The 17,181-nt window shown below is 42.7% G+C and carries 16 protein-coding genes; 8 read left to right on the forward strand and 8 right to left on the reverse strand.

Features of this window, described 5'->3' with window-relative positions; translation table 11 throughout:
• Positions 1–181: 181 nt before the first annotated feature.
• Together V7K61_RS21835 and V7K61_RS21840 are read left to right on the forward strand one after the other, a co-directional pair.
• Complete coding sequence (locus V7K61_RS21835; RefSeq protein WP_335056447.1) at positions 182–1,117, forward strand: M23 family metallopeptidase; 936 nt, start codon at positions 182–184, stop codon at positions 1,115–1,117.
• A gap of 121 nt (positions 1,118–1,238) precedes the next feature.
• Complete coding sequence (locus V7K61_RS21840; protein WP_335056448.1) at positions 1,239–1,778, forward strand: late competence development ComFB family protein; 540 nt, start codon at positions 1,239–1,241, stop codon at positions 1,776–1,778.
• Positions 1,779–1,876: 98 nt separating this feature from the next.
• On the opposite strand, the gene V7K61_RS21845 is transcribed toward V7K61_RS21840, so the two are convergent.
• Positions 1,877–2,509, reverse strand: coding sequence for a L,D-transpeptidase (locus V7K61_RS21845; protein ID WP_442936349.1), 633 nt, complete (start codon positions 2,507–2,509; stop codon positions 1,877–1,879).
• Positions 2,510–3,705: 1,196 nt separating this feature from the next.
• Here V7K61_RS21845 and V7K61_RS21850 point away from each other — a divergent pair.
• Both V7K61_RS21850 and V7K61_RS21855 read left to right on the forward strand, forming a co-directional pair.
• Positions 3,706–4,362: a sigma-70 family RNA polymerase sigma factor gene (locus V7K61_RS21850; RefSeq protein ID WP_099101330.1), complete on the forward strand. Its 657-nt coding sequence runs from the start codon at positions 3,706–3,708 to the stop codon at positions 4,360–4,362.
• Positions 4,363–4,528: 166 nt separating this feature from the next.
• A complete protein-coding gene (locus V7K61_RS21855) occupies positions 4,529–5,143 on the forward strand; it encodes an anti-sigma factor family protein (RefSeq protein WP_335056450.1) in 615 nt (204 codons plus the stop codon).
• Positions 5,144–5,156: 13 nt separating this feature from the next.
• On the opposite strand, the gene V7K61_RS21860 is transcribed toward V7K61_RS21855, so the two are convergent.
• On the reverse strand, positions 5,157–5,612 hold the full coding sequence (locus V7K61_RS21860; RefSeq protein ID WP_335056452.1) for a gamma-glutamylcyclotransferase family protein: 456 nt from the start codon (positions 5,610–5,612) through the stop codon (positions 5,157–5,159).
• Positions 5,613–5,798: 186 nt separating this feature from the next.
• Here V7K61_RS21860 and leuS point away from each other — a divergent pair, with 186 nt between their 5' ends.
• The 4 genes from leuS (at position 5,799) to V7K61_RS21880 (ending at position 11,914) form a co-directional block, all read left to right on the forward strand.
• Positions 5,799–8,420 carry a leucine--tRNA ligase gene (gene leuS, locus V7K61_RS21865; RefSeq protein WP_335056454.1) on the forward strand — a complete coding sequence of 874 codons (2,622 nt, stop codon included), beginning with the start codon at positions 5,799–5,801 and terminating at the stop codon, positions 8,418–8,420.
• Positions 8,421–8,691: 271 nt separating this feature from the next.
• Positions 8,692–8,859, forward strand: coding sequence for a DUF433 domain-containing protein (locus V7K61_RS21870; RefSeq protein WP_335056488.1), 168 nt, complete (start codon positions 8,692–8,694; stop codon positions 8,857–8,859).
• Positions 8,860–9,259: 400 nt separating this feature from the next.
• A complete protein-coding gene (locus V7K61_RS21875) occupies positions 9,260–9,541 on the forward strand; it encodes a DUF5615 family PIN-like protein (RefSeq protein WP_335056490.1) in 282 nt (93 codons plus the stop codon).
• Positions 9,542–10,759: 1,218 nt separating this feature from the next.
• Entirely contained in the window at positions 10,760–11,914 is a 1,155-nt protein-coding gene (locus V7K61_RS21880; RefSeq protein WP_335056456.1) for a pyridoxal-phosphate-dependent aminotransferase family protein, read from the forward strand.
• Between the two features lie 319 nt (positions 11,915–12,233).
• On the opposite strand, the gene V7K61_RS21885 is transcribed toward V7K61_RS21880, so the two are convergent.
• The 6 genes from V7K61_RS21885 to petM all read right to left on the reverse strand — a co-directional run bounded on the left by V7K61_RS21885 (position 12,234) and on the right by petM (position 17,028).
• Entirely contained in the window at positions 12,234–12,461 is a 228-nt protein-coding gene (locus tag V7K61_RS21885; protein WP_094352561.1) for a DUF2949 domain-containing protein, read from the reverse strand.
• A gap of 509 nt (positions 12,462–12,970) precedes the next feature.
• Entirely contained in the window at positions 12,971–13,477 is a 507-nt protein-coding gene (locus tag V7K61_RS21890) for a DUF192 domain-containing protein (protein WP_335056458.1), read from the reverse strand.
• Positions 13,478–13,628: 151 nt separating this feature from the next.
• Positions 13,629–14,315 (reverse strand): response regulator transcription factor NblR, encoded by a 687-nt coding sequence (nblR, locus tag V7K61_RS21895; RefSeq protein WP_335056460.1) that lies wholly within the window; start codon positions 14,313–14,315, stop codon positions 13,629–13,631.
• A gap of 341 nt (positions 14,316–14,656) precedes the next feature.
• Positions 14,657–15,574, reverse strand: a complete 918-nt coding sequence (locus V7K61_RS21900; protein ID WP_099103316.1) for an NAD(+) kinase — start codon at positions 15,572–15,574, stop codon at positions 14,657–14,659.
• 131 nt (positions 15,575–15,705) lie between these two features.
• The gene (locus tag V7K61_RS21905; protein ID WP_335056462.1) at positions 15,706–16,704 is read right to left on the reverse strand and encodes an SDR family oxidoreductase; all 999 of its coding nucleotides are present in this window, start codon (positions 16,702–16,704) and stop codon (positions 15,706–15,708) included.
• Positions 16,705–16,923: 219 nt separating this feature from the next.
• Positions 16,924–17,028 carry a cytochrome b6-f complex subunit PetM gene (gene petM, locus V7K61_RS21910; protein ID WP_109009093.1) on the reverse strand — a complete coding sequence of 35 codons (105 nt, stop codon included), beginning with the start codon at positions 17,026–17,028 and terminating at the stop codon, positions 16,924–16,926.
• Between the last annotated feature and the right edge of the window lie 153 nt (positions 17,029–17,181).

Below are 17,181 nucleotides of genomic sequence, written 5' to 3' on the forward strand. Positions count from 1 at the left end.
TATTAGAGTTAAGACCAATTTCCTAAAATTACAGATAAAATGATTTGCCCTTGCAATCCATAAGTACCTGGAGAATTTCCGAAAATTTATGGTTGTCAACAACATCGGCTTCAAACAGGAAACACTAGCGATAATAAGCTAATCTATTTTCCAATACAAGCAAGGGTTTTTTTGTAGTTCTATGATTATTGAGAATAGCGCTAGTAGTTCAAACAAAAAGTTGCTCGGTTTTGATGTCAAAACTTTGACAGCCAATTACCGTGCAATAAATATATTAAAGGGAATATTTGCTGTTCTCCCGATCGCCTTGGCATTACCTGTAGATGCTTTGCAAGTAAAGGTGATTCCAACTAATCCTAAATTAGGGGATACACTCTCGGTGCAGATTAATCTAGATAATCCAGAGAATGGTACAAAACCAACAGTAGCCAGTGGAAAGAATACATACCCAGCCTTTGAAATTGCGCCCAATCAGTATCGGGCTTTTGTTCCCACAACTCCACTAGAAAAAGCTGGAACTAGAACACTCAGAGTTGCAGGGGATGGTCAAGTGCAAAACTTGGCGGTGAATGTGCTTAATCGCAAATTCCCCATACAACGCATTACTTTGCCACCCGGCAAAGCCGGAGTGGATGCTACAGAGTATGAACTCAAGCGTGTGGCGGCTTTTAAGGCGCTACAAACACCAGAAAAGTATTGGAATGGAGTATTCCTGAAGCCAAATGCAGGGCGGATGAGTACAAACTATGGTGTACGTCGCTACTATAATGGTACATTTGCAAAGGACTACTATCATCGTGGTCTTGACTACGCTGGTGCTGCCGGTTCACAGGTAATTGCCCCAGCCTCTGGGCGAGTTGCTTTGGTAGGTAGGGTATCCCAAGGGTTTCGGATACACGGTAACGTAGTTGGCATTGACCACGGTCAAGGAGTAACCAGTATTTTCATGCACCTGAGTCGTATTAACGTTAAAGAAGGTGATTTTGTAAAAGCTGGTCAACTAATTGGTGCAGTAGGTTCAACAGGTGCAGCCACGGGACCACATTTACACTGGGGTCTATATGTCAACGGACAATCTGTTGATCCAACACCTTGGCGAACTAAGGTCGTTAACTAGTAGAGGCAGAATTGATCCTGTCTTTGCATAATTTGTGTATTTTTTGCTGAGAATTAGGCAAAATAAATTGGATTGATACCGTCCCTACCTTGCTTGGCCAACATAAATGATGATAAGCGTTATGAGTATCGAAAAAATTGTAGAACAAGCTCTCCAGGATGGTTATTTGACACCAGCAATGGAAGCAGAAGTTGGTAGAATCTGTGATAACGCCTCGGAACTCTCAATTGAAGAGTATATGGCGTTAGATCGGCTGATGGGTGCGCTATTGACTGGTGAGGTAGTGGCGGTACCTCGCAAACAATTCATTAATGTTATGGAAGAATTGGTGCTGACGGAAGCGATCGCACGAGTCGCAGAAATTGAAGCCACCAGCGAAAGTTCTTTAGATGTTGGGGATATTGCCGCTTACGCTCTCAACCGGCTACCACCTTTGTATGCTACTACAGAAGAGGGTGCTAGCTTCCAGCGCCAAACGGCTCAGGCACAACTGCAAGACTTAATTTCTCAACAAATAAGTGAGGCGATTAACCGTTACCTCGATCGACCCGATTTCTTCCCAGAACGGCAAGCCTTGGGTAAAAATACTGGTAATGAGGTTGTACGCCAAGTCAGTGCTTTACTCCAAACATACGCGCCTAACTTTGAGCAAAAATTATAATTTTCAGAGTTACTTAGTCATTGGTCATTGGTCATTAGTCATTGGTCATTTGTTTTAGACAAAGGACAAAGGACAAAGGACTAATGACTCTTAACTAATTAATCACGTACTAACACTGTTGTCCCTAAACTCACTTGCTCATATAACAATCGGACATCAGAATTACGCATTCTTAAGCAGCCGTGGGATACAGCCGTTCCTACCAAGTCAACATCCGGCGTACCATGAAAGCCAATTTCATTCCGTCCATCTGACCAAAAACCAATCCATCTATCTCCCAAGGGACTATCTGTACCAGCCTCAAATACTTTGCCAGTAATTGGGTGACGCCAGATTGGATAGTGTCGCATGTGGATCACCTGGAAAGAACCTGTGGGTGTTTCCCAACCTTTCTTGCCGACAGCAATCGGGTAGCTGGCGATCACCTCTTCTCCTGCATATACATAAGTACGGCGATCGCTTAAATCAACCACCACTTGCGTCTTGACATTTGCCAGCCTACTAGATGGTACTTGTTGTGCTGAAGCCTGAGACCACAGACCTTTTGGCCAACTATCTGCAACTGGATTTTGTCTTTCTACTTTCGCCACCAACTGCCTCTGAGTTGGGAGGTCGCTGGCTTTAGCTACATTATTCTTAATAATTTGGGGCTTAGTTTGAGGCTTAATGGTAGCAGGCTTGAGTTTAGAAGCCCTACGAATAGTTGCTTTCGCTAGATTCTTCTTAATTATTTGCGATTTAATCGTAGAAGGCTTGAGTGTAGAAGCCTTAAGAGTAGTTGTTTTAGCTAGATTCTTCTTAATTATTTTTGATTTAGTTTTAGGTTTAATAGCAGAGGACTTTGGTGTAAACCTCCTCTGGGCAGTCGAGCCTTGGGTAACTTCATCAGGTGGCACAGATCCACCCAGCGCAATTTCCCCCAAACTCACTTGGGAAAGATTCTTGTAGACTCCCTCTCGTTGGCTTCCCTTAAGATTGGTTCGGGTAGAATCTCGCCGCATCGAAGTAGATGCAGACTTCTCATACTGCCGTTCCGCCGTACTAATGCGCCAATGGACAGCTAAGGATAAAAATGCTGTGCCAAAACAAAGCAGCATTACCATACGTCCTACAGATTCGTTTCTTACCATTGCCATCGCCTATTGTTTATCCCTGACATATCCAGCCGAGCAATTGGATGAGTTCATCATCCGATCATCAAAAATTTATCAATACTTATCATTTCCGCTGTAAATCTGCCAACACCTCTGGGCAAACTAAGACTATGCAAATTGTCCCAGCGGCAAAATTCCAAATGAGCAACCTCATTCCTCAAACGTTCTGAGGGTTGTAAGCCTCTCCTCGGACTTTTTAGTAGAACTCTTGAAATGTAGCAATCAATCATTAATGGTGTAAGTGGATGAAAAACCATGCTTGAAAAACTATTGCTAGCGGTAACAATTACATTTTCCCTCAATTTCTTTTTTCAAGTTCGCGTACCAGAGCAACATAACTCTAATGCTGCCTTCGGTCCACAACCAGAACAATCAGCAACTATTCTGGTAACGAAATCAAAAAATTAAATCATCATCTTAGCAACCACAGCAAGCTAACTTCCAGAAATTATTACCCGAATTTTAAAGGTATCAAGAAGTTAGAATTACAAAATTTTATCTTCATTTTTATAGCTAAATTTAATTATCTCGATCAAGCGTATATACCCAGTTGCTAAAAGTACTCAAATGTGCATCGTGTCGTGCCTTTGTTCGTTGATGGGTCTTAGGCAACTATGGGAGCAGTATAAGGAAAAGTGGCTTTGCTTATTGCTATAAATGTATCCAAAATTGTCTGCTTCAGTGTTCCAGTCATAAATCCGTCACCTGAGCATGGAACTTCTACCCCATTAGCAGGTCTAATAGATAGGGATGATTTAGAGCCAGTACGATCTATGAGTCAATCGATTACTGTATCCTGGTCAACGGTTGATGCAAAGTATCCAGAAGCATCAGTGCAAGTTGACAAACTCCCTAACCACGATTTAATTTTGCGCTGTCAAGCCGGACTGCGACCAGATCGTGCTGCTTTTGCGGAACTATTACGCCGCTATCAAAGTCAAGTCGATCGAGTCCTATACCACCTAGCTCCAGATTGGGCTGACAGAGCCGATTTGGCTCAAGAAGTTTGGATTCGAGTGTATCGGAATATTAACCGATTACAAGAGCCTGCTAAATTTCGGGGCTGGTTAAGCCGCATTGCCACCAACTTGTTTTACGACGAGTTACGGAAACGCAAGCGGGTTATGAGTCCTTTGTCACTCGATGCTCCCCGTTCCTTAGAGGACGGCGAGATGGATTGGGAAATCGCCGGCGATACCCCAGGCCCTGAAGAAGAACTGACAACGAGAGAATTTTACGAGCAATTGCGGGAAGCGATCGCGGATTTACCAGAAGTTTTTCGTACTACCATTGTCCTCAGAGAAATCGAAGGCATGGCTTATGAAGAAATTGCCGAAATCACTGGAGTTTCTCTAGGAACTGTGAAGTCAAGAATAGCCAGAGCTAGATCGAGACTGCAAGCCCACTTGCAGAATTATCTAGACTCCTAATTTTCTTAATTTACAGTATCTTGTCTCTGCCCAATGGCAGAATTTAAGCATAGATTAAGAATTACTAGAAAGACGTAGATTATTTCTGCCTTTAGGAGGAAAATTGGCTAATTTTCCCGAAATTCCCGCCCAGTTTACCCGTGAATGAATTGGTAATAATGTTAAGATGACTACTGATTCTCAGTTTTACGACCGTTCTCCTTTGCAACTTCCTCAAGATTTGTCAGATGGAATGGCCAAGCATACCAATGAATCAACGGGTCTTATGGATATGGTGAAGCGCGATCGCTTCGAGTTATTGAGTGCTTACCTCGATGGTGAAGTCACAGCCACCGAACGCAGGCAAGTAGAAGAATGGCTGGCAAATGATGCCTCGGTTCAGTGTTTGTATGCCCGACTGTTAAAGCTGCGCCAAGGTTTGCGGACGCTCCCAGTGCCAGCAACCCAACAGTCGCCAGAAGAGACAGTTGGGCAAGTATTGTCACGTTTGCGCCGCCGCTCCCGTTTAAACTGGATGGTGGGAAGTGCAGCCGTTGCTGCTTGTGCGATCGGTGCAATATCTGGCTTAGTAGGTGGTGGTTCGATGGTGCAACAACTAGCACAACGACCACAAAGAGAACCGATACAAACGTCCTCAGCGTCTATAGTTCCCCCTTCGCCGCTGATGGTGGGGCTAAATAACCCGGTAATTGAAATTCCGAAAGCAGCAGTAGCCTCTCCAGAAAATTCAATTTATCAGGTACAGCCGCAAGGACACGACCCCAAACAGGACATAAACTAATCGCATTAACAGTTTACAGTTGATAACTGGACTTTGGGATTAAACCACAGCCGCTCCACCAGCCCCCAGGTTGGAGGAAGCCGCCTAATCGATCAACTTGCTCTAAAGTCATTAAATAAACCCAAGCCCAACTATAAGAGAGCGACTGTGGCTCATAAACCTCGATAATTTGTCGATTATAGAGGTTTTCTGGCGTTTGTCTATTGGGCTGGTAATCCTCCAGCACATCTAGCTCATTTAAAATCTTTGGGTGGGAAAAAGAAAGTAAATATCCGTAAACTTGGCTATCCCCTAGCGTCATCGCTGGGTAGCCCATTGGCAGAGCAAATAATTTGCCTTGTACAAGAGCTATTTTGACATCAACGACTTTGCCAGCACAGTATCTTTTATAGTTAATTTCACCTGGTTTGAGCGTGCCGTAGACAAAAACCCGCACCAAATCAGAAAGTTTTATATTTGATTCAACCATTTAAACCTTTATCAAATAATTCTTGCGATATCTGAAAGGGTCGCAGTTTGGGCATAATCAGGCTGCTCCTTAACTGCACTTATATAAATCTGTGAGTAGTTGACCTACAATATTAGATTAACCTGCTATGTTGACATAGGTAGGTTGACATAGTAAGTAGACGTAGACCCAGTAGGAGAATTTTTGGTGGATTCCCGATATAACCCAGCAGCAATTGAGGAAAAATGGCAAAAAACATGGGTAGAACTTGGCTTAGATAAGACACCGACAGTTAGCAATAAGCCAAAATTCTACGCTCTTTCCATGTTCCCTTATCCATCGGGCAGCCTACACATGGGTCACGTCCGTAATTATACGATTACCGATGTGATTGCCCGCCTCAAGCGAATGCAAGGGTATCGGGTAATACACCCAATGGGTTGGGATGCCTTTGGCTTACCAGCAGAAAACGCCGCCATTGACCGTGGTGTACCGCCAGCAAAGTGGACTTATCAGAATATGGCTCAGATGCGGCAACAATTGCAGCGTCTTGGTTTATCCATTGATTGGGAATGCGAACTTGCTACCTGTTCGCCAGATTATTACAAGTGGACACAATGGATTTTCTTGCAGTTTTTGCAAGCAGGGTTAGCTTATCAAAAAGAAGCAGCTGTAAACTGGGACCCGATCGATCAAACTGTACTGGCAAATGAGCAAGTCGATAACGAAGGACGTTCTTGGCGCAGTGGGGCAATAGTTGAGCGCAAATTATTACGACAGTGGTTTTTCAAGATTACCGACTACGCCGAAGAATTGCTCAATGACTTACATAAATTGACAGGTTGGCCGGAACGCGTCAAGTCGATGCAGGCAAACTGGATTGGCAAATCTACAGGGGCTTACTTAGAATTTCCCATCATTGGGATAGATGAAAAAATCGGCGTGTACACCACACGTCCAGATACCGTTTATGGTGTTAGCTACCTAGTGTTAGCACCAGAACATCCCTTAACGAAGCGTGTCACCACAAAAGAACAACAAACAACGGTAGAAGCCTTTATTAAAGAGGTTTCTAATCAAAGTGAGTTGGAACGTACCGCTGAAGATAAACCGAAGCGGGGTATCCCCACAGGTGGTAAGGCAATTAACCCATTTACAGGGGAAGAAGTGCCGATTTGGATTGCTGACTATGTACTGTATGAGTATGGTACTGGAGCAGTTATGGGTGTACCAGCACACGATGTCCGGGATTTTAAGTTTGCCAAAAATTACGATTTACCGATTGATTTTGTCATCGTTTCGCCAGATGATGTTGCAGGTTTTGACTTAACCCCAACATCAGAGGTTGATGAAGTCACACAACTCATCCAAATTGAATATAACCAGGCATACACTGAACCAGGAATTTTAATTAATTCTGGGGCTTTTACTGGTATGACCTCCACAGATGCTAAACAAGCAATAATTGAATACGCCGAACAACAAGGTTTTGGTAAAGTGCGGGTGCAATATCGCTTGCGGGATTGGTTGATTTCGCGGCAGCGTTACTGGGGCGCACCGATACCTGTAATTCACTGTCCCAACTGTGGGATAGTTCCAGTACCCGACAAAGATTTACCAGTACAGTTGCCGGAAGAGGTGGAATTTACTGGACGTGGCGGTTCACCGTTGACTCAGTTAGAAAGCTGGGTAAATGTACCTTGTCCAACTTGTGGCACTCCAGGGAAGCGGGAAACGGACACGATGGATACATTTATTGATTCCTCGTGGTATTTCTTGCGCTTCCCTGACGCTAAAAATGAACAACAGGTTTTTGATTCCAGTAAGATTAATGACTGGATGCCAGTTGATCAGTATGTGGGTGGAATTGAACACGCGATTTTGCATTTGTTGTATTCGCGGTTCTTTACTAAGGTACTACGCGATCGCGGTTTGTTAAACTTTGACGAACCCTTTCAACGCCTGTTAACTCAAGGGATGGTACAGGGTTTAACTTACACAAATTCCAATAAGGATGGTAAAGACAAGTGGGTTCCCTTTAATCTTGTAGATCCAGCCGATCCACGAGATCCTAAAACAGGTGAAGCACTGGAACTCGTTTATGCCACCATGTCTAAATCAAAGGGCAACGGTGTAGCGCCAGAAGATGTAATTTCCAAATACGGTGTAGATACGGCGCGGATGTTCATCTTGTTCAAAGCACCGCCAGAAAAAGACCTGGAATGGGATGAAGCCGATGTGGAAGGACAATCCCGCTTTTTAAATCGGGTTTGGCGTTTGGTGACAGATTATATTGCGGCTGGCGTATCCCGTAAGAAAGCCCAACTGTCTGATTTAACTAAAACTGAAAAAGAATTGCGGCGGACGATTCACACGGCTATTCAAGCGGTGACAGAAGACCTGGAAGACAAATATCAATTCAACACCGCTATTTCAGAATTGATGAAGTTGAGTAATGCCTTAACTGATGCTGACGGCAAAAATTCACCAATTTACGCAGAAGGTATTCGGACTTTGGTGATTTTACTAGCACCATTTGCACCACATATTGCTGATGAATTGTGGCATTTATTGGGTGAAAGTGATTCAGTTCATACTCAAACTTGGCCATCATTTGACCCGGCTGCTTTGGTAGCTGATGAAATCACTTTAGTGATTCAAGTTATGGGTAAAACTCGCGGCTCGATTCAAGTACCAGCACAAGCAGATAAAGCAGCGTTGGAGAAATACGCCCGTGAATCAGAAATTGCCCAGCGTTATATCGAAGGTAAAGAGATTAAAAAGGTAATTGTGGTGCCTGGAAAGTTGGTGAATTTTGTAGTTAGCTAAGTAGGGCTTTGCGTAAAATCGTGGCGAATTGAGGGTTTAAATTTAAACGCAAAGTGAAGGCAGCGCGGTCTTAGGGGTTTCCCCCATGAGCGACTGCCGTCGCAGAGGGAAGCGCAGAGGTACGCAGAGAACTCGCTACGAATTAATGAAATGTTGTACTTAGGAATTGATAAAATTGTAAATTTAGCCTGACAAAACATCAGAGGATTTACATCCCTGACACTCAAAGAGTTAGAACAACAACTGCTTGCCCTCAGACAAGCGTGAAAAATTGCAGGCTATACAGTTACTTGCTCAAAGTCTCGGCAACAATTGGCAAGGAATTGAAAAAACTCCTAGAGTCTGTGGTGGAGAGGCTCGCATCGCTAAAACTCGTATTCCCGTTTGGGTACTTGTGGAAGCTCGCGGTCTTGGATATAGTGCAATACGGTTCAGTTAAGGGCTACTGGCAAAAATTTTGGGTTTTCGAGACGCGATAAATCGCCGTCTCTACAAGTGTTTTGCTCTTATCTGAACTGTATTGGGATATAGTGATGCTGATTTTTTGACGAGCTATCCAACTATTACAGCTACAGATTTAGCTAATGCTTGGGTATATGCAGAAGCTCATCCCAATGAAATCGAATTGGCAATTGAGCGTAATGAGGTAGCCTAATCGATGGCACGGTTTTACGCAGATGAGCAGTTTCCCTTTCCAGTTGTGGAATTATTAGAGTGTTCCAAAAAATAAATGATCCAAAACCCGTCATTGCGTTCGCCCTTGGCGTACCCTTCGGGAACGCCAAGGGCGAACGCAATGACAATTGGGCATTTTTTTACTTGGAGTAATCTTATGCGCTTTGGGGCATGATGTTTTGACTGTTCAAAAAGCAGAAAATGCAGACCAAGGTATACCTGATGAGGAAGTGCTAGCATTTGCGATAAGTCAAGAACGCTCAATATTAACTATCAATAGAGTTGATTTTATCCGTTTGCATCGTCGTGATTCTAACCATTTCGGTATTTTTGTTTGCACGAATAATCGTAATTGGGAACAATTTGCAGCACGGATAGATGAGGCTGTAGCAACAGAAGAACCTTTGCAAGGAAAATTAATTCGTGTGGTACGTCCAGTAACTTAAAAAGGTTTTGACGGAACGCACAAATTTTAAAGTCGTCAAGTATATGTTGTCACAATTTTTATAGCAGTAGTTTATTCCTCTGATAGATGTGTATTTAAACACAGATGTATAGCTATTCAGAGAGTATGACTGTTTTATTTATACACAAAAAAGCGCTTGAGAGTTTTGCTCACTCAAGCGCTTTTCTGTAAAAGCTTATACCAACTCACTCGTTTGATGCAACATTTGAAATCTGCAACATTCCCTGAGGAGGGAGTATTACGAGGATAACTTGTGACAAACATGTGGTGAAATGGTATCACTCCTTGCACTAACTAAGAATATCTCTTTTACAAGAATACCGGGGATCTAGTGAGTGACAGTTTATGAACTGAACACTAGTTAAAAACGACTCACCGTGAATAGTAACTAAGGAAACTAAGCACGATTGTAGCAATTTTGTAAGTATAGTATAAAAACTTATAGTTTATTAGCATAGGCGTAGTCTGCCGTCGGCATCGCTTACCACTAAGTGCAGTATCAAAAAGTGCAGCAATTAGTAGCATAGATATCTCAACTTCTGCGTCAAATTGGTCGCTATCAAATAAACCAGAAAAGGCTTGGATATTGGTATCGAAGCGATTTTGACTCAAATAAATTATAGATGAAGGTATTTTTTAGACAATGGAAACCCAAGAACAAATCTTTGACCCAAATAGATTGAAAAGTTTGGGTTGGGTATCTTCTATCTCTTAGCAAACGGTGAAATCCAAGTCTTCCGTATAGTGTAGGGGGTTACTTCTTTCGTGGAAGCAAAACACAGCTTTTTCACCGAGAATTACCGCGATGTTCAAAACGATTTCGCATTTTTCTATAAAAACAACTGAGGCGGATTATGGGTAGATTTAATAATTTATCGTACCTATGCCTAATTTTAGATAGATGTTTCATCCTTGGCTAAAATAGCTGTTCGCCTACGAGCAGACACCTTAACCTAGCGTCTAGGTGTGTGGTAAGATTGCCTGGAACAGAGGTTTGATCTGAGTTAGAGTCTGGTATAAATTGCAAAGGTCAAGCTTACCGATTAACTCCCATGATACTTTTCCTATAAATTTGGAAAATATACAACAAGGCTGGTGACGATCTGAGTGTAATTTGTAGATGAATATCTAGGATTTGCTATCAGACTTAACCAACTTCCCACAATTTTGACTTTTATTTGACTTTTAGGATAGACACATGAACGATAAGCTGATGCTGATGATTCCAGGCCCTACACCGGTGCCAGAAGCTGCCTTACTGGCATTAGCCAAGCATCCAATTGGACACCGTACTAGTGAATTTAGCAACATATTGGCAGAGGTGACGGAAAACCTGAAGTGGCTGCACCAAACTCAAAGTGATGTGCTGATGTTGAATGTCAGTGGTACGGGTGCTGTAGAAGCGGGAATAATTAATTTCCTCTCTCCAGGCGATCGCATTTTAGTTGGCTCTAATGGTAAATTTGGTGAACGCTGGGTAGAAGTTGGTCAAGCCTACGGTTTGAATGTAGAAGAAGTTAAGGTGGAATGGGGAAAACCCTTAGACTCCGCAGTATTTGCTGAAAAACTCCAAGCAGATACCCAAAAGCAAATTAAAGCTGTAATCATTACCCACAGCGAAACCTCAACGGGTGTGTTGAATGACCTAGAAACTATCAACCGCCACGTTAAAGAACACGGTGAAGCTTTAATTATCGTTGATGCCGTCACTAGCTTGGGTGCATTCAATCTACCGGTGGATGCTTGGGGTTTGGATATCGTCGCTTCCGGTTCCCAAAAAGGTTATATGATTCCGCCGGGATTGGGTTTTGTCTCTGTCAGTCCCAAAGCTTGGGAGGCTTACAAAACTGCGAAGCTACCGAAATATTATTTGGACTTAGGCAAATATCGCAAAGCCACAGCCAAAAATACAACTCCATTCACTCCGCCTGTGAACTTGATTGTAGCGTTACACACCACGTTACGAATTATGAAAGAAGAAGGCTTAGAATCAATATTTGCTCGACATGAGCGGCTGAAGAATGCTACCCGCGCCGCCATTAAAGGGTTAAATTTACCCCTGCTTGCAGCAGATAATTCTGCTAGTCCGGCGATTACAGCTGTAGCACCGCAGGGAATTGAACCGGATAAGATTCGGTCATTGATGAAAAAACGCTTTGATATTGCCCTCGCTGGTGGTCAAGACCATTTGAGTAATAAAATTTTCCGTATTGGTCACTTGGGTTTTGTGAGCGATCGCGATATACTTAGCTGCATAGCATCTTTAGAAGTTACCCTCACAGAACTTGGCTACGAAGACTTTACCCCTGGTTCTGGTATAGCAGCAGCAGTTAAAGTGTTTAGTCAGTCCTGAGTACTAAATCAAAAGAGCGAGTTAAATTATCAACTCGCTCTTTTAATTTGTATGTAGAGTAGAAACCTTTGCATAAGTCATAAGTGTAGAGTTGAAGTGACATACCTCAATTCTCCTAAATGACACCAAGTTGCCCTAGATAGTATTATTTGCTTTGAAGAAAGTCGCACTATATCTTTAACACCAGACAAGACTAACTTTGGCAACTTAGTATCATCCCAAATTGGTATAAATAGTATTGTTTGAGATTTTGCTAATAGGTATTTGGTAGAAACTTTTTATCCAAAGTCTAAAATCTACAATCCAAAATCGGTATAGTCTACGCCGTCTCCAGCCAATCATAAATTTGTTCTAATTGCTCTAGAGTAATTAACCCATATTGCCAAAGAATCATTGTCAAAGGGCCTGGGTCTTGCTCCCGATGCCGAAGTGCCACTGCTAGTGATGCTGTGGAAATTGCCAAATCTTCTTGCAAAAAATGAATCAGTCGGGAATATTTTGATGGTGACATTTGTATCTCACCTCCTTGTGCAGAATGTATTGTCATATATCAGTTAACCATTACTCGGTAGACAGTAGCCAGTATTTCATCTGTCACTGTGCCGTTATCGGCTATACACCCCAGCACAGTTTTGTTAATCTGCCTTCAACAGAGGCTTCCTATAGATGGTCTGAGAAATAAAAATTCTCATACAAATCATCTGTTAGCTTATTAAGCAGTATTTTTACTTAATTAAATTGGCTTCATCTTATTTACTTTTGTGTTTTATTTAATTACACAGGTAGTAAGAAAGATTCCATAGCCTATACTCTCTTATTGGCGACTATTTACACTTGCGCCCAAGGGAATATTTTTGAGACTAAACCTGAAGACTGTGATTTCAGGTTTGAGACAGTAGAATTTTACATTATTACCACAGTTTTTAAATAGTAGCGTTACAAGTGCTGTTTGACCACACACAGTGACATTTTTTACAGAAAAAACATATATTTCGACCGTATAGGTTCTCAACCGAGTAATTACCCAAATTTCTATCCCCGCAAAGCACCAGAGTTTCAAGACTCAATTTTGAGAATATCGCCCACTTTCAACTTCAATTCGGCAGCTCTTCCAGAACGAAGTTCAATCACCTTATCAATTGGTGTATTGGGACCATAGGTAGGACAAGGCTCGCTTGCACAAGGAGGTGCAGCAACCTGAATATATTTCACTACACCTTTATGTAGAAATACCATATCCAGGGGTACCGGTACATTCTTCATCCAGAAACTTACTGGTTGTGCTGAAGGGAACCCAAACAGCATCCCTCGGTCATCTGGTAAAGCCGGTCGATACATCAATCCCATCGCTTGCTGTTGTGGTGTCTGTGCTACCTCTAATTGAATCGTTGTACCATTAGGCACAATGGCTTTCGCAGAAATTGGTAGTTTTTGACCTAAACTTTCTGGTGCTGGAGTTTTAGAATCAGAGGTGGGGCTAGGAGATTTAGCAGTTGTTGGCACAGAACAACCCATCAGAAAAATACTCAGCACTATCGAGAGCAAACTTAGCCGACGAGTCATATAGCTTTTCGATTTTGTAATTTAGACTTCAATTTTACAGTGTTGTAGCCAGAAAAACCCCTTGACTGGAAGGTAGTAGCACCCAAATTTACATTCCCAATCCGAAACTGGGAATGATGGAAGGAGATAGGCAAACTCCCGCTATAGTATACTAGGATTCTCTTAAAACGTACCCTACGCCTCGCACTGTTTGAATGAGGCGCTTTTGACCTTCATCTTCGATTTTTAACCGCAAGTAACGGATGTACACTTCAATTACATTCGACTCACCCAGAAAGTCGTAACCCCAAACATTTTCTAGAATTTGTTCGCGGGTTAACACCTCACGGGGATGTTCCATTAAGAATTTTAATAGTTCAAATTCCTTCATTGTCAAGTCAATTGGTCGTCCGTTGTGTATGGCACGGCGAGTTGCTATGTCTAAAATTAAATCCCCAAAGCGTAATTGCTCTGTGGTATCCACATCAGGTTTCAAGTAGAGGCGAATCAACTTCAAAAAGTCTTCTGAGCGGTAAGGTTTGAGGATGTAGTCATCCGCTCCAGCTTCTAGACAAGCTACACGATCGTCAACTGTATCCCTTGCCATTAAAATTAATACAGGCGATCGCATACCAGTGCTTCTCAGATTTTTGCACAATGAGAGTCCTGATTCTCCTGCTAGCATCCGGTCTAAAACAATTAAAGCAGGCTGGCGATCGCGACAGTGTTGTAAACCACTAGTTGCATCATGAGCCAAAATTGATTCATAACCGGCTTCTTGCAAATCGCAAGAAAGCTGATTTGCAAGGCTCTCATCGGTTTCAATCACCAAAACACAGGGACTTTGAGCAACTGTCATAACAATTTGGGATATTGGATTTGGGATTGTAAAGATATTCAAGAGAAAATCTTTACATCAGTTATAAAGTACAATTACGAGCTTTTAGTGATGTAGCAATTCTGATTTGACGCGCTGCTAAGGATCTTTTAGCACGTTCAGGTGTCAGCTATCGAATTCTCGGATGCAATCTTAATAACTAACTCCAAATTCCATCTCCATACCAGTAATTCTGGAAGGAAATCAGTAAGTTGGGGAGTAGGGAGTGGGGAGATGAGGGAGAAATCAATTCAAATTCAAAAACTTCTGCCTCCTGCCTCACTTCGACTACGCTCAGTGACCACCTGCCTCCTGCCCAATCCCTACGGCAATTCTACCGAAGTTGGTTTAGCGATATGTGGTAAACCCCAACCTAATTTTTCTCGCAAAATTCGGAAAAACTCAGGCGGTTGCAGGCGAATAAATCGGGCACTATATTGCGATCGCTCCATATATACTCGATCTTCTGGTAAGATATAGCACCCTCCATTACCATCTACTACCATTACCAGCCGAGGAATATTGACTGGGTAGATATTGACGGATTCAGTATCTGGAAATACCAATGCTCTAGAAGCTAAGGAATGGGGACAAATTGGTACTAGCTGTAAAACAGGTACGCCAGGAGTTACCACTGGACCGCCAGCACTCAATGAGTAAGCTGTAGAACCAGTAGGCGTAGAAACAATCACACCATCTGCGGCAATATCTACTGGCGCATGATGCCCTATGGCAATTTCAAAATGGCACATAGAGGTCAAAGGTTCCCGGTGTAGCACCATTTCATTCAAGCATAGGGCTTCCCACAGCACTGAATCATCCCGAAACACTTTGACATTGAGCATGGCTCGTTCTTCAATTTCATACTCACCTGCCATCGCCTGCTCTAGTGCTTGGGGCAACTGATTCAGGAAAGTTTCCGTTAAAAACCCCATGTGGCCAGTATTCACTGTTAGCAGTGGAATACCACAAGGGGCTACTTGACGAGACGCTGCTAGAACAGTTCCGTCTCCCCCTAATACCACTGCAAACTCCATATCTGAGTCAAAACCAGGGGGTGTCAGACCGTCAATGGGGGTGTGGCACACAGGACTCTCCGGGCTAGGGTAGCCCAGTATCCCACCAATACTCGATGTGATACATACATTCCAACCGGCTGCGGTTAGCTTGTCTTTCAACTCGATAGCGACACGGCCCGCTATCGGTTTAACGTCATTGTAGATAATGCCTGCTTTCGGCACACTCAAATATCCAAATTTAGGCGATGCTTTCTATTCTGTTAATCCTTACACATTTTTGGTCATGTAGTCATTAATCTAGAGTCAAATATCCAGAGTCTAGAGTTTGACGACTAATGTCTGTTGTGTAATGACTATTGACTGTTGGCTTTTGAAGACTGTTTAAAAGGAGTTTTTTTAGGTTTTTGCTTTTTATTTTTATTTTTCTGGTAGTCTACTTCTTTGAGTTTCTTCATTATTCGGCTGAAGTACTCTTGTAGATAACTTTCTAAGGTTGTGGTTTGTTGCGGATCTAAACCAAACACTGTGTATACATCATCCATTGAAGCATTTAACTGTTTACCACTAGCCAATACTTCTGTAAACGCCAGCCTGTCTGCTACGTTCCATCCCCACTGAAAGAATCGCATTATGCCCCGTACAGCACGCAGTAAGCTTATTGGCATCCGCGTTACTCTGGCATCTTTTCCAGATAAGCGTTCGCACAGGTTGATAATTTCTTCTGCACTCCATGCACGAGTACCAACTACAGGAAAAGCTTGGTTTTCCGTTTCTGGTACACTCAATGCTCGGATTGCAAACTTAGCAATGTCCTGAGTGTCCATATAAGCGATGGGAGAAGAATTACCTGTTACCCAAACTGGCTGTCCTTCCAAAATGGGAATCCCATACTGACCGATTAAACCTTGCATAAACCCAGCTAGCCGCAAGATGGTATAATTCAAGCCTGACTCTGCTAGGAAGACTTCTGTACACCGCTTAATTTCCATGAGCGGCACTTCTGGGTATTTATCAGCATCTAAAATCGAAAAGAAGATAAAACGCTCGACACCCGCTGCTTTTGCTGCTTGAATCAATGCTACTTTGCCTTCCCAGTCCACTTGTTTGATACTCAATGAATCTGTAGGGCGAGAGGTTGAGGCATCAATAACTTGGGTTACACCCACTAAAGCTTCCGCCAGGGTATCGGGGTAACGTAAATTTCCGGGGACGAGTTCTGCACCCCATTCTTTGAGAAAAGCTGCTTTTTTACTGCTGCGGACAAGACAGCGTACTTTATATCCCTCATCGATAGCACGACGAGCCACTTGTCTTCCTAAGGTGCCAGTGGCACCGACGATTAATAATGTCATGAGGGTTGTAATAAATTTTAATGTTTTATGAAAAGAATGTTATCAGAATAACCTATGCAAACAAAACTTTACATCTTTTCTCAGAAAATCAATTGATTTGGATAGACTCATGAGAAAATAGCTGTCCGGTTAACGGACAAGCTTTTTTCTCATTTCGATGAAAAAGGGAGTGGGGAGAATAAAATAACTCTTAACTCCTAACTCCTAACTCAGCACTAATTATTCTTCTCCGCCTTGAATTTTCAGTAACAACGCGCCTAAGCCCCAGCCTACGAAGATTAAACCGAAAGACAATAGAGCTGCATTCAAAATTTCGCCGCCCATTAGTGTGATTCTCCTTATGCAAATTGGTGTGTAAACTAGGTCTACCAGAAGCTTTTCAACAGTTGCTAGGATTAGACCTGTGTAAATAATTTTAAACTAGTTTAGCAGGTAATCCCTACTGGCTTGGGGGGCAATCCCTACTGTTGGCAAAAG

The organism is Nostoc sp. (genome assembly GCF_036918015.1).
Taxonomy (GTDB): domain Bacteria; phylum Cyanobacteriota; class Cyanobacteriia; order Cyanobacteriales; family Nostocaceae; genus Nostoc.